The sequence below is a fragment of the Pseudomonas sp. C7.1 genome (genome assembly GCF_056312395.1).
Genome location: NZ_JBWDTL010000003.1, coordinates 1,013,074 through 1,025,426 on the forward strand (window position 1 = coordinate 1,013,074; position 12,353 = coordinate 1,025,426).

Below are 12,353 nucleotides of genomic sequence, written 5' to 3' on the forward strand. Positions count from 1 at the left end.
GTGGATTAGGAATGTTGGTCATCGCTAACGCTCCCTGCATTAAGGGCGAACACCATGCCTGAACATATTCCGCTGCCTGCGGCCTGACAATCCTTGTCGGACGCACGGGCGACCAGTGGTATTGAAGTTGAATGGTTGGTCACAAATCTGACGCGATCCTTGCGCCAGCACTTGCTTACTCGCTGGGGTGCAGTTCTATGGCCACGGCAAAGCCAGCCAGGCGCTTGGTTACGGCTTTAGCCAGCACTGCTTGCTTGGCTGGTAGGTAGATGTGGGCGACTTGGCCGCGTTTGTCATCGCTGAGCACCTCCACGCGCAGGCGCGAATCCAGCTCCGCCAGCGCAGCCTGATAGACGCGAGCAATGGCATTGAAGCGCAGCGCGGGTTTGAAGGTTTTACCCACGGCGGTCAGCGGGATGGCGTCGATGATCCAAGCGTCCTTGGGAATCGCCGCGCGCTCAGGAATGTGCTCGGCGGCGTGCGCCAGCAGTTCGGCTTCGGTGACCTGCGCGCCGGGCTTGAGTTGCACGTACACCACTGGCAGCTCGCCGGCCTTCTCGTCGGGCTTGCCCACCGCTGCGGCCATGGCTATGGCGGGGTGCTTGTGCAACGCTTCTTCGATCATCTGCGGGTCGATATTGTGGCCGCCACGGATGATCAGATCCTTGCTGCGTCCGGTTAGCCATATATAGCCATCGGCATCCATACGGCCCAAATCGCCAGTGTTGAACCAGTTGCCGTCGACCCAAATGCCGGCGTTCTTGCTGGTTTGCAGGTAACCCTTGAACACCGTGGCGCCACGGATGCACAGGTTGCCGATTTCATTGCGGTTGGCCTCTCTTAAATAATTGCCTTGCTCGTCGAGCACCTTGATTGCCACCTCGCAATAGGGCATCGGCAGACCGATGGAGCCGGGACGGCGCTCACCGGCGGGTGGGTTGGCGCAGCTGCCGCAGGTGCCTTCGGTGAGGCCGTAACCTTCGATCAGGGTCAGCCCGGTTTTGCTTTCGAACTGGCGGATCAGTTCCACCGGCATCGGTGCGGCGCCGCATAAGGCATATTTCAGTGAGCTGAGGTCATGGCCCTCGCTCGGCACCTGCAGCAGGCCTGCATAGATGGTCGGTACGCCGCTGAAGAAGCTGACCTTGTGGCGTTCGATGATCTTCCAGAAATTGCTGATTAGGCTGGGGTTGCGGTAACCCTGTGGGGTGGCCAGTAACACTTCGGCGCCGCCGATAAATGCGGTCAGACCGGTGACGATCACACCATTGACGTGAAACAGCGGCAGGCCGCAGAGGGTGACATCGTCCGGTTCGAAGCGGGTAACCATGTTCATGCTGTAGGCCATGGCCACTTCGTTGGCGTGGCTGTGTGGTGCGAGTTTCGGCGTGCCAGTGGTGCCGCCGGTGTGGAAGTAGCTGGCGATGTCATCGGGTGCGATTATTCGGCCGCTTTCCAGGAGATCATCCGGGCAGCTGGCGATCAGCTCATCGAAATCCAGCACGCCGTCCGGCAGTGTCCCGCGCTGTGCTTTGATGGCGCTGCGCTGTGGCTCGGGCAGCAGGTTGGCCATGTCCACGCAGATAATCGCCTTGAGCGCAGGCAGTTGCTCACGCAGGCCTTCGACCTTGGTCCATAGGTCGGTGCCGGGGAAGGGTGCAAGGGTCACCAGCAGCTCGGAGTCCGAGGCCTGGATTAACTCGGCGATATGTTCCGGATCGAGCAGCGGGTTAATCGCATTAACAATCCCGGCTGCTTCGCCGCCCCAGATGGTGAAATGGGTGTGTGGCAGGTTGGGCAGCAGAAACGACACCGCCTTGCCCGGACGCAGACCCAGGCGGTGGAAGGCGTTAGCGGTCTGGGTGATCTTGCCCAGCAGTTGTCCATAGCTGAGGCGGTAAGCCGCCTCGTCTGCCGTGCCCTGAAGGATAAACGAGAGTGCCGGCGCATCCGCTTGCCGCGCGGCGCTGCGGCGGATCAGCTCATAGGTGCTGGCCGGCAGGTCACGCTCGGCCAGTGGGGTTTGCTCGATCAGCTGGATATCGTGCAGGGTCTTGATCGCAGGGATGGCAGGCATAGGTGTTCTCGCTCGCAGGCAGTCAACTGGTGAGCCGTTGCTCCAGCCAGTCGGCGATGTCGCGGATTTCCTCATTCACCACTTCGTGGCCCATCGGGTAATCACGCCATTGCACGCTGACGCCGGAGGCGCTCAGGTAGTCATGGGCTGCGCGGCCCATGGCCGGCAGAACTATGTCGTCGAATGTGCCATGCAAGCACAGGACCGGCAGTTGTCTTTTTGTATCTGGCCATCCCTGGCCGATACCCTGCGGGCCGTCGCTGCGCGACGTCAAAAATGGTTCCTGACCATTTTTTGTATCTGCCAGAGTGATCTCGTCGCTGAAGGTCGGCGCATAAGTCGACAGGGCGATGACCCCGCCCAAGGCAAACTGCCAGCGCAAGAAGGCTGTATGCAGCACCACCGCGCCGCCCTGGGAGAAACCCGCGAGAACGATGCGTGCAGGGTCAATGCCGCTGTCACGTTGTGCTTCGATCAATGCGATCACTTGCTGCGCCGAGGCTTCCAGCTGCTCGCGATTGATGGCGCGGGCCGGGCTCATGGCCAGGATGTCGTACCAACTGGGCATGGCGTAGCCGCCGTTGATGGTCACTGCCTGGGTCGGCGCTTGCGGCAGTACAAAGCGGGTGCTGTGCAGGCGTTGCTGGAGCATCTCGGCAACGGGCATAAAGTCGTAGCGGTCGGCACCCAGGCCGTGCAACCAAATGACGCACGCGTCGGCGGCAAGTGTGGGCTGAAGAATCAAGGGTTCGCTCATATGAGGCTCCGCTGTGGTGCGTGTGCGCTGATTTGGTGCGCGGGAAAATTTAAGGGGTGGCGATTCTAGAAAGAAGTTGTCGCCAGGGTGCAAGTTTTGCTCTTGACCTGCCCGTATGGTGCTCAAAGCGCAGCGCTGGTACGGGCTTTGCTATACACCCTAGGGACTGATGACGTTGCCGGGTCGTGGTAACACTGCCACCAAACCGTGCGCGGAGCAGACTGAAATGCCTTTGCTGGCGTTTCACAGGCTCGCCAGGCGCTGCATGCTGTGCGACAAGTCACTTGCTATCTGTCTCTAGCCCATTCAAATAATGGGCGGGTGAGAGTTTATGGCCGCTGGAGCAATCGGCAACTAAACTCGCGCTAAGGTTTGATCCCCGGTTGAGTGTGTGCTGCCGACACAATCGACGAGCCCCATAAGGGTACGGTGGTAGAACCGAGACTCCAAACACAACAAAAGCAACTGGAGGTTTTAATGAAGATGATGAAATCCACATTGGCAGTACTGACCACCGCCGCTGTTCTCGGTGTCAGCAGTTTTGCTCAAGCAGGCGCTACTCTGGACGCGATCCAGAAGAAAGGTTTCGTGCAGTGCGGTATCAGCGATGGTCTGCCTGGCTTCTCCTACGCCGATGAGAAGGGTAACTACCTGGGTCTCGACGTTGACGTATGCCGTGCAGTGGCTGCTGCAGTATTCGGTGACGCCACCAAGGTCAAGTACAGCCCGCTGACCGCCAAAGAGCGCTTCACCGCGCTGCAGTCTGGCGAAGTCGATATCCTCTCGCGCAACACCACCTGGACCAGCTCGCGCGATTCGGGCCTGGGCCTGAACTTTGCCGGCGTCAACTACTACGACGGTCAAGGCTTCCTGGTTAACAAGAAGCTCGGCGTTTCCAGCGCTAAAGAACTTGACGGCGCAACTGTCTGCATCCAGGCAGGTACCACCACCGAGCTGAACCTCTCCGACTACTTCCGCGCCAACAGCCTGAAGTACACCCCGATCACCTACGACACCTCCGACGAGAGCGCCAAATCGGTTGAAGCGGGTCGTTGCGACGTACTCACTTCAGATCAGTCGCAGCTATACGCACAGCGCATCAAGCTGGCCGATCCGGATTCCTACGTGGTACTGCCGGAAGTGATCTCCAAAGAGCCTCTGGGCCCGGTTGTACGCCAGGGTGACGAAGAGTGGTTTGACATCGTGCGCTGGTCGCTCTACGCGATGGTCAACGCTGAAGAACTGGGCGTGACGTCGGCTAATGTCATGGAAATGTCCAAGTCGACTAAAAACCCTGATATCGCTCGTTTGCTGGGTGCTGAAGGCGAGTTCGGCAAAGACCTGAAACTGCCGAAAGACTGGGCCGTACAGATCGTCAAGCAAGTGGGTAACTACGGCGAAAGCTTCGAGCGCAACGTCGGTACCGGCAGCGAGCTGAAGATCGAACGTGGCCTCAACGCCCTGTGGAACAACGGTGGTCTGCAGTACGCACCTCCGGTGCGCTGACCGTCCGCTGCCAGCCGCTCTTCCTGAGTGGCTGGCATTGTTCTGATTGATGTGAACCTCATGCCCGCTAATGCGGGCATGAGGGTTCCAAGAGGGCTCCTATGCAAACCACTGCAAACGTCCCGCGCCCCGGTGGATCGGTTTGGACCGACCCCAAGGCGCGTGCCTGGCTATTTCAAATCCTTGCCGTTGTCGTCGTTGTGGCACTCGGCTGGTTTCTGTTTGACAACACCCAGACCAACCTGGAAAAGCGTGGCATCACCTCCGGGTTTTCCTTTCTCAATAACAGCGCCGGTTTCGGCATTGCCCAGCACCTGATCGACTACGACGAAAGCAACTCCTATGGGCGTGTTTTCGTGGTGGGCCTGCTCAACACCCTGTTGGTGTCGGTGATTGGTATTGTCCTGGCGACGCTGTTGGGGTTCCTGCTGGGTGTGGCGCGCTTGTCGCCGAATTGGTTGGTCAGCAAACTGGCCACTGTGTATATCGAGACGTTCCGTAATATCCCGCCGCTGCTGCAGATATTCTTCTGGTACTTCGCCGTCATGCTCTCTTTGCCAGGCCCGCGTCAGAGTATGGGCCTTGGTGAAACGTTCTTCCTCAACAGCCGTGGCTTGTATATGCCGTCCCCGAGCCCGGGGGGCAACTTTAGTCTGTTTGCCGGTGCGGTGATTGTGGCAATCATTGGCGCGGTGCTGCTGTCGCGTTGGTCGAAAGCGCGTTTTGAAGCCACCGGTCAACTGTTCCCGGTGTCGCTGGGGGCAATTGCGCTGCTGATCGGCCTGCCGGGTTTGGCGATTCTGTTGGGCGGTAACCCGCTGCAGTGGAGTGTGCCGGAACTGACCGGCTTCAATTTCACGGGCGGCTGGGTGCTGATCCCCGAGTTGATGGCGCTGACCCTGGCGTTGACCATCTACACCGCAGCCTTTATCGCTGAGAACGTGCGTTCCGGGATCATGGCCGTCAACCACGGGCAGACCGAGGCGGCGCGCTCTTTGGGCCTGCCTGCCGGTAAGACCCTGCGACTGGTGATTATTCCGCAAGCGCTGCGGGTGATTATTCCGCCGTTGACCAGCCAATATCTCAACCTGGCGAAGAACTCCTCGCTGGCTGCCGGTATCGGTTATCCGGACATGGTCTCGCTGTTCGCCGGCACGGTACTCAACCAGACCGGGCAAGCCATTGAGGTGATTGCTATCACCATGAGTGTGTACCTGGCGATCAGTATCAGCATTTCCATGCTGATGAACTGGTACAACAAGCGCATTGCGCTGATCGAGCGGTAAGGAGCAGCCATGCAAACTCATACCTTCAAACCTGATTTACCGCCACCTGCGCTCAGCGTCGGGGTGGTCGGTTGGTTGCGTAGCAACCTGTTCTCCAGCTGGTTCAACACCTTACTGACGCTGTTCGCAGCTTATTTGGTATGGCTGATTGTGCCGCCACTGATTCAGTGGGCCTTGATTGATGCGGATTGGACCGGTACCACCCGTGCCGACTGCACCAGTGGCGGCGCCTGCTGGGTGTTTGTGCAGCAGCGTTTTGGCCAGTTTATGTACGGTTTCTACCCGACAGAACTGCGCTGGCGCGTTGACTTGACTCTGTGGTTGGCGATCATCGGTGCTGCGCCGCTGTTCGTACCGCAGATGCCGCGCAAGGCCATATATGGCCTGGCTTTCCTGGTGGTTTACCCGCTGTTGGCGTACTGGCTGCTGCACGGTGGCTTCTTCGGTCTGTCGACCGTATCCACCAGCCAGTGGGGCGGCCTGATGCTGACCCTGGTGATCGCCGCTGTCGGTATTGCCGGTGCCTTGCCCTTGGGCATTCTGCTGGCGCTGGGGCGGCGCTCGGACATGCCGGCGATCCGGGTGATCTGCGTGACTTTTATCGAGTTCTGGCGCGGGGTGCCGTTGATCACCGTGTTGTTTATGTCCTCGGTGATGCTGCCGTTGTTCCTGCCCGAGGGCCTCTCCTTCGACAAGCTGATGCGGGCGCTGATCGGGGTGATCCTGTTTCAGTCGGCCTATATCGCCGAGGTGGTGCGCGGTGGTCTGCAGGCGATTCCCAAGGGGCAGTACGAGGCCGCTGCGGCCATGGGCCTGGGCTACTGGCGGATGATGGGTCTGGTGATTCTGCCGCAGGCCCTGAAGCTGGTTATTCCCGGCATCGTCAACACCTTTATTGCGCTGTTCAAGGACACCAGTCTGGTGATCATCATCGGCCTGTTCGACCTGCTCAACAGCATCAAGCAAGCCACCACCGATCCGGCTTGGCTGGGCATGGCCACTGAAGGCTATGTGTTCGCCGCGCTGATTTTCTGGATTTTCTGTTTTGGTATGTCCCGCTACTCCCAACATCTGGAGCGCAAGCTGGACACCGGCCACAAGCGTTAGGAGCCACGCCATGAATGAAGCAAGCATGAGTGAAGCAAACAAGCAGCCGGTAGCGGCTGACGGCATGATCCAAATGCAGGGCGTGCACAAATGGTACGGTCAGTTCCATGTGCTCAAAGACATCAACCTGAATGTGCAGGCCGGTGAGCGTATCGTGCTGTGCGGTCCGTCCGGCTCGGGCAAATCGACCACCATCCGCTGCCTCAATCGCCTGGAAGAGCACCAGCAGGGGCGTATCGTGGTCGATGGCACCGAGCTGACCCACGACCTCAAGCACATCGAAGCAGTGCGTCGTGAGGTCGGCATGGTGTTCCAGCACTTCAACCTGTTCCCGCACCTGACTGTGTTGCAGAACTGCACCCTGGCGCCGATGTGGGTACGCAAGATGCCCAAGCGTCAGGCGGAAGAGATTGCCATGCACTTTCTTGAGCGTGTGCGTATTCCGGAGCAGGCTAACAAGTTTCCGGGTCAGCTTTCTGGCGGCCAGCAGCAGCGTGTGGCGATTGCCCGCGCGTTATGTATGAAGCCGAAGATCATGCTGTTCGACGAGCCGACCTCGGCCCTCGATCCGGAAATGGTTAAGGAAGTGCTGGATACCATGATCGGCCTGGCTGAAGACGGCATGACCATGCTCTGCGTAACCCACGAAATGGGCTTCGCCCGCACCGTGGCGAACCGGGTGATCTTTATGGACAAAGGCGAGATTGTTGAAGAGAACGAGCCCAACGCGTTCTTCACCAACCCGCAGAACGAACGCACCAAGCTGTTCCTCAGCCAGATCATTCACTGAGCTTCAGTCGCAACAAAAATGGGAGCCTTCGGGCTCCCTTTTTTGTTGCGCATGGTGTGTGCGTTAGGTGCTCTTTTATTGATTTTCAGGCCACAGGCGCAACGGCTTGCCTTCGGCGGGCCACAGCTGCAGCTGCTCGGTGGCGGAGAAATCCCAGCGCTCTATCTTGCTCAGACTGTCGAGAAAGCGCGCTTCCTGCTCCATCAGCGCCGGTGCGCACATCTTGCGCGTGCTGCCGGCGGCGCTGAAGCTGAGCTTGTTGCCCTCCAGACTGTAGCCGGCAAACCAGTGGTTGCAGCCGGCGTTGCCATAGGCGCGGCCGTCGTCACCGAAGGTGATGGTCAGGTGGCTGCGGTCGATCAGCGGGCGTTCGCCGATCCACTCCACTTGATAGCTGTGATCTGTTTCCAGGTGCGGTGCGCAAGTGGCACAGCCCACGAGGCCGGCAGCCAGCAGGCTGATTGTCAGTGCGCGCTTCATAAAGCCTCCTTGTTGATGCAGTTTGGGCACAAGTGCTTGGCGTTTTTTGACCGCCAGCCCAGATCCTTGATCCGCGCTTCGGCGGCTGGTGCCTGGGCTTTTTTGCCGAGGGCGGCGTCGACGGCGAACTCAAAATCCAGCTGCGCGTTGCAGCTGTCGCAGTTGGCTTGCCAGTTGAAAATAGCCAGTTCCTTGAACGCCGGGCCAGTGGCCACAGCAACCCACTGGCCACGCGGGTTGATCAGGTGGCGAACCTTGTCGGCCTGCAGGCGCATGGACAATTCGCGGCTGCCTTTGAGGCTCACCAGCAGGGTGTCGCCGCTCTGGATCGAGCCGCCATTGCCGGTCACCTGGTAGCGGCCCGGTGCCAATGCGCGGCATTCAATCAAGGTGTGCTCGGGGTTGAGCAGGTTGTAGCGAAAATCGTGTTCAGCCATGGAGCCTCCAAATAGGCCTAAATGCTATCACGCGGTAGGAAGCAGCTGATTGATCGGTGCATCAGCCAGCCAGGCGGCGATATTGTTGCGGGTGGTGCCGGCAATGGCTGCCAATGCTTCGTGGGTGAGAAAACCCTGGTGCGCGGTAATCAGCACGTTGGGGAAGCTCAGCAGGCGCGCGAGCACATCATCCTGCAACGGTTGTTCGGAGCAATCCTCGAAGAACAGCTCGGCTTCTTCTTCATACACATCCAGGCCCAGATAACCCAGTTGCCCGCTTTTCAGCGCGCCGATCAGCGCCGGGGTATCGATCAAGGCACCGCGCCCGGTATTGATCAGCATTATGCCGCGCTGCATCTGCTGCAAACGCGCGGCGTTGATCAGGTGGTGGGTGGCGGCGTTGAGCGGGCAGTGCAGGCTGATGATGTCGCTGCTTTCGAGCAGCTGATCCAGCCCGACCTGTTGCGCGCCGGCGGGTAGCTCGGCGATGGGTGCTGGGTCATGGATTAGCAGCCGGCAGCCGAAACCGGCCATGATCCGCGCAAATGTCAGGCCGATCTGTCCGGCGCCGATAATGCCGACCTGTTTGCCGTGTAGGTCGAAACCGATCAGCCCGTGCAGGGAGAAATCGCCCTCGCGGGTGCGGTTGAATGCGCGGTGGGTGCGCCGGTTAAGGGTCATGATCAACGCCAGGGCATGTTCGGCGACGGCGTGCGGTGAATAGGCTGGCACGCGTACCACTGTCAGGCCGAGGGCATGCGCGGCGTGCAGGTCGACATGGTTGTAGCCGGCCGAGCGCAGGGCTATCAGCCGTGTGCCACCAGCGGCCAGCTGCTGCAGTACGGTGGCGCTGAGGTCGTCATTGATAAAGGCGCAAACCACCTCGCAGCCTACGGCCAGGCCGGCACTGTCCTGGCGCAGGTGCGCTTCCTGAAAATTCAGCTGCCAGTCGTCTGGGAAACCCGCAGCGCGAAAGCTCTGCTGGTCGTAAGGCTTACTGCTGAACAGGATGATACGCATGGGGCTTCCTTGGTTCGCGGGCTTGCTCGGCTTGAGTCAGGCGCTGACCTGGGCGTGTCGGGCCAGCCGGTCGATGGCGGCATCCAGTTCATCCAGGGCGTGCTGGGCAGCCGGGTCGTTCTGTTTCAACAGGGTTTCGCTGCGCTGACAGGCGGCGCGCAACTGCGGCACACCGCAGTAACGGGTTGCACCGTGCAGGCGATGCACGCGCTCAATCAGGCTGTTGCGCTCGCCACTATCACGCGCCTGGCGGATGGCCTGACGGTCACCGGGAAGGCCGGCGAGCAGCATGCTCAGCATATCGGCGGCCAGATCCGCCTTACCAGCGGCCAGGCGTAGGCCTTCGTCGGCGTCCAGCACGTTGAGGTTGTTATGCGTGGCACTGAGGCCGGTGTGCTCGCTGCTCTGGTTGCGCAGAGCCAGGCCGGTCCACTTGAGTACCACCTGGGCCAATTGGCGTTCGCTGATCGGTTTGGTCAGGTAGTCGTCCAGGCCGCTTTGCAGCAGGGCGCGTTTTTCGTTGGCCAGGGCATGGGCGGTCAGCGCGACAATCGGCACCGGGGCCTGGCCGCGTTCGCTTTCCTGTTGGCGTATTGCCTCGGTGGCCTGGCGACCGTCCATACCAGGCATCTGTACGTCCATAAAGATCAGGTCGAAGCGCTGCTCGGCGGCTGTTTCCACCGCCTCATAACCGCTGTTGGCGATGCTCACTTGTGCGCCCATATCGTCCAGTAGGGTTTGCACCAGCAGCAGGTTGGCCGGGTTGTCATCAACGCAGAGGATCAGCGGTGGCCGGCTAGGGGCGTTTTGTTGGTTTTCGGCGCGGTTGTGCCGTGGGCTGACCAGCTCGGCCAGGCCGCGCTTCAGCTTGCGCGTGCAGGCAGGCTTGGCTTGCAGCTGGCTGTACGCATCCGGTAACAGTCTGTGATAAAGCGCCTGCTCGGTGGTGGGGCACAGCAGCAGAGTTTTGCAGGCCAGGCGTTCGAGTTCCCAAATGCGTTGATCAAGGCGCTCCGGTGGCAGGGTCTGGGTGCTAACGCCGAGTACTGCCAGCTCAAACGGCTGGGCGCTATGCCGCGCTTCGGCCACGGCGCTGAGCAGGCTATCGAGGTTGTCGAAGCCGCTGACCTGCAGGCCGCAGTCTTCCAATTGGTGCTGTAAGGCCTGGCGGGCCAGGTCGTGGTGTTCTAGGGCAGCTACGCGGCGGCCGAGCAGCGGCGGGCGCGGCAGGTCCTCGGCATCGTCGCGGGCTTTGGGCAGGCTTAGGGTGATCCAGAACTCTGAGCCTTCCTCAGGCGTGCTGTCGACGCCGATTTCGCCGCCCATCTGTTCGATCAGACGCTTGGAAATCACCAGACCCAGGCCGGTGCCGCCGGCCTGGCGGCTAAGCGAGTTGTCGGCCTGGCTAAATGCCTGGAACAGTTCACGCAGGTCTTCATCGGACAGGCCGATGCCGGTGTCCTGCACGCTGATGCGCAGCTGCGCATGGTCGGCGCTTTCGTCTTCGAGCATGGCACGAATCACGATGGTGCCGACGCGGGTGAACTTGATGGCGTTGCTCACCAGGTTGGTCAACACCTGCTTGAGCCGCAGCGGGTCGCCAATCAGCGACAGCGGCGTGTCGCGGTAGACCAGGCTAAGCAGCTCCAGCTGTTTGGCGTGAGCGGCGGGGGCGAGGATGGTCAGGGTGTCCTGCAGCAGGTCGCGCAGGTTGAACGGGATATTTTCCAGCACCAGCTTGCCGGCCTCGATCTTCGAGAAGTCGAGAATCTCGTTGATGATCGCGAGCAGGCTGTCGGCGGATTTTTCGATGGTGCCCAGGTAATCCTGCTGGCGCGGAGTCAGCTCGCTTTTCTGCAGCAGGTTGGTAAAGCCGAGGATGCCGTTGAGCGGGGTGCGGATCTCGTGGCTCATGTTGGCGAGGAATTCGGACTTGATTCGGCTGGCCTCCAAAGCTTCCTTGCGCGCGAGATCCAACTCGATGTTCTGGATTTCGATGGTTTCCAGGTTCTGCCGCACGTCTTCGGTGGCCTGGTCGACGCTGTGTTGCAGCTCTTCCTGGGCGTTCTGCAGGGACTCGGCCATGCGGTTGATGCCCGAGGCCAGTTCGTCCAGCTCATGGCTGCCCAGTGGTGGCAGGCGCGTTTCCAGGCGGCCATCCTTGAGCTGGGCGACGCTTTGTTTGATCTGCCGCAGCGGGTCGTTGATGGTGCGGCTCATGCGCACGGCGAGCAGGGCGGTGACCATCAGCCCGGTAGCAATCAGCAGTAGGCTGGCCAGTAGGCTGCGGTAACCGCTGAGCAGGGTGCTGTGGTGCGACAGCTCCACCTCGACCCAACCCAGCAGCCGCGTGCCTGGTTCTGCAGTGGCCTTGCCGGTCAGGCTCAGGTGCTGCTGATACACCGGCAACAGAAAGCGCGTGGCGTCCTGGTTGCTGCTCTGCGCGGGCTGGGGCTCGCCTGCCGCCGGCGAGGGGTTGAGCATGCTCGGCCCTGCGTGGGCCAGAGTGTTGCGTTCGGCGGCGAGGAAACTTACTGCGCGCACATCCGGCTGCTCCAGCGCCTGGTTGGCAATGCGCTGCAGCACCTCGCTGTCACCGGCCTGCAGCGCCGGTGCGGCCAGCGGCGCGAGCTGCTCGATGATCATCTCTCCACGCTGCAGCAGTTGCCCCTGCAAACCGGACAACTGCACCCAGGTGAAATAGCCGCCCAACACCAGCGCCAACAGGCTGGTGGGCAACAGGGTGAGCATGAGCACACGGCCCTTGATGCCTAAATCCTTTAACACGCGCTGCCTCCTGTATTGACCTGGTGCAGTTTAGCGGCTGCACTTGTTCTTATGGCAAATGCTGTTGTCTACATTGGCTCTGTTATATGGCCGAGCGAGGTTTGCC

10 protein-coding genes are annotated in these 12,353 nt (G+C 60.5%); 4 read left to right on the top strand and 6 right to left on the bottom strand.

Annotation, left to right across the window (positions count from 1 at the left end; translation table 11 throughout):
* Positions 1-175: 175 nt before the first annotated feature.
* Complete coding sequence (locus AC0T4W_RS08045; RefSeq protein WP_476318345.1) at positions 176-2,077, bottom strand: acyl-CoA synthetase; 1,902 nt, start codon at positions 2,075-2,077, stop codon at positions 176-178.
* Positions 2,078-2,099: 22 nt separating this feature from the next.
* Positions 2,100-2,834, bottom strand: coding sequence for an alpha/beta hydrolase (locus AC0T4W_RS08050; RefSeq protein ID WP_476318347.1), 735 nt, complete (start codon positions 2,832-2,834; stop codon positions 2,100-2,102).
* A gap of 477 nt (positions 2,835-3,311) precedes the next feature.
* Here AC0T4W_RS08050 and AC0T4W_RS08055 point away from each other — a divergent pair, with 477 nt between their 5' ends.
* The 4 genes from AC0T4W_RS08055 to AC0T4W_RS08070 all read left to right on the top strand — a co-directional run bounded on the left by AC0T4W_RS08055 (position 3,312) and on the right by AC0T4W_RS08070 (position 7,523).
* The gene (locus AC0T4W_RS08055) at positions 3,312-4,340 is read left to right on the top strand and encodes an amino acid ABC transporter substrate-binding protein (protein ID WP_476318349.1); all 1,029 of its coding nucleotides are present in this window, start codon (positions 3,312-3,314) and stop codon (positions 4,338-4,340) included.
* 101 nt (positions 4,341-4,441) lie between these two features.
* Positions 4,442-5,626, top strand: coding sequence for an amino acid ABC transporter permease (locus AC0T4W_RS08060; protein ID WP_476318351.1), 1,185 nt, complete (start codon positions 4,442-4,444; stop codon positions 5,624-5,626).
* Between the two features lie 9 nt (positions 5,627-5,635).
* Complete coding sequence (locus AC0T4W_RS08065) at positions 5,636-6,733, top strand: amino acid ABC transporter permease (protein ID WP_476318353.1); 1,098 nt, start codon at positions 5,636-5,638, stop codon at positions 6,731-6,733.
* A gap of 25 nt (positions 6,734-6,758) precedes the next feature.
* On the top strand, positions 6,759-7,523 hold the full coding sequence (locus tag AC0T4W_RS08070) for an amino acid ABC transporter ATP-binding protein (RefSeq protein WP_476323516.1): 765 nt from the start codon (positions 6,759-6,761) through the stop codon (positions 7,521-7,523).
* Positions 7,524-7,598: 75 nt separating this feature from the next.
* On the opposite strand, the gene AC0T4W_RS08075 is transcribed toward AC0T4W_RS08070, so the two are convergent.
* The 4 genes from AC0T4W_RS08075 to AC0T4W_RS08090 are packed head-to-tail and all read right to left on the bottom strand — an operon-like array spanning position 7,599 to position 12,247.
* Positions 7,599-8,003 (bottom strand): META domain-containing protein, encoded by a 405-nt coding sequence (locus tag AC0T4W_RS08075; RefSeq protein ID WP_476318355.1) that lies wholly within the window; start codon positions 8,001-8,003, stop codon positions 7,599-7,601.
* Entirely contained in the window at positions 8,000-8,440 is a 441-nt protein-coding gene (locus AC0T4W_RS08080; RefSeq protein ID WP_476318357.1) for a hypothetical protein, read from the bottom strand. The genes AC0T4W_RS08075 and AC0T4W_RS08080 overlap by 4 nt, the downstream gene beginning before the upstream one ends.
* A gap of 27 nt (positions 8,441-8,467) precedes the next feature.
* Positions 8,468-9,460: a 2-hydroxyacid dehydrogenase gene (locus tag AC0T4W_RS08085; protein ID WP_476318359.1), complete on the bottom strand. Its 993-nt coding sequence runs from the start codon at positions 9,458-9,460 to the stop codon at positions 8,468-8,470.
* Between the two features lie 36 nt (positions 9,461-9,496).
* A complete protein-coding gene (locus AC0T4W_RS08090; RefSeq protein WP_476318361.1) occupies positions 9,497-12,247 on the bottom strand; it encodes a response regulator in 2,751 nt (916 codons plus the stop codon).
* Positions 12,248-12,353: the final 106 nt, after the last annotated feature.